The 711-nt window shown below is 44.4% G+C and carries 1 protein-coding gene; it reads left to right on the top strand.

Annotated elements, in window-relative coordinates:
- Positions 1 to 711 (top strand): sensor histidine kinase (locus R7Z49_RS24965; protein ID WP_318112379.1); only part of this gene is annotated, 711 nt, incomplete at both ends.

Below are 711 nucleotides of genomic sequence, written 5' to 3'. Positions count from 1 at the left end.
GCAAGATATTACAACGCTGATCGAAGCTGAAAAGCAAAGTAACTTAGCACGCAGAGAAGCCGAAAAATCCGCGCAAGCGCGAGCTGACTTCTTGGCTAAAATGAGCCATGAAATTCGCACACCAATTAATGGTATTTTGGGAGTTGCGCAGCTACTCAAAGATTCCGTGGAAGCGGAAGAGCAGAAGAACCAAATCGATGTTCTTCGCCACAGTGGTGAGCATTTACTTGCTGTATTGAATGATATTTTGGACTTCTCAAAGATTGAACAAGGCAAGTTCAATATCCAAAAACATCCTTTCTCCTTCGCTGATACCATGCGAACGCTAGAAAACATCTATCGCCCTATTTGTGAAAACAAAGGGGTTGAACTTGTCATTGAAAACCAGCTTGATGGCAATGTAGAGATTTTCACCGACCAAGTTCGTCTGAATCAAATTCTGTTTAATTTAGTCAGTAACGCGGTGAAGTTCACGCCATCGGGCTGCGTGCGTTTACATGCCGAGTTAGAGCAGTTTTATGGCGCAGACAATAGTGTGCTAGTGGTTGAAATCAGCGATACGGGTATCGGTATTGAGTCCGACAAGTTGGATGAAATGTTCGAACCTTTTGTTCAAGAAGAAGCGACCACAACTCGCGAATACGGTGGCAGTGGCCTTGGTTTGACCATCGTGAAAAACTTGGTCGATATGCTCGACGGGGATGTACAAGT

It is taken from the genome of Vibrio sp. 1562, from assembly GCF_033340155.1.
GTDB classification, from domain to species: Bacteria; Pseudomonadota; Gammaproteobacteria; order Enterobacterales; family Vibrionaceae; genus Vibrio; species Vibrio alginolyticus.
This window is presented reverse-complemented; position numbering and strand designations above follow the sequence as displayed.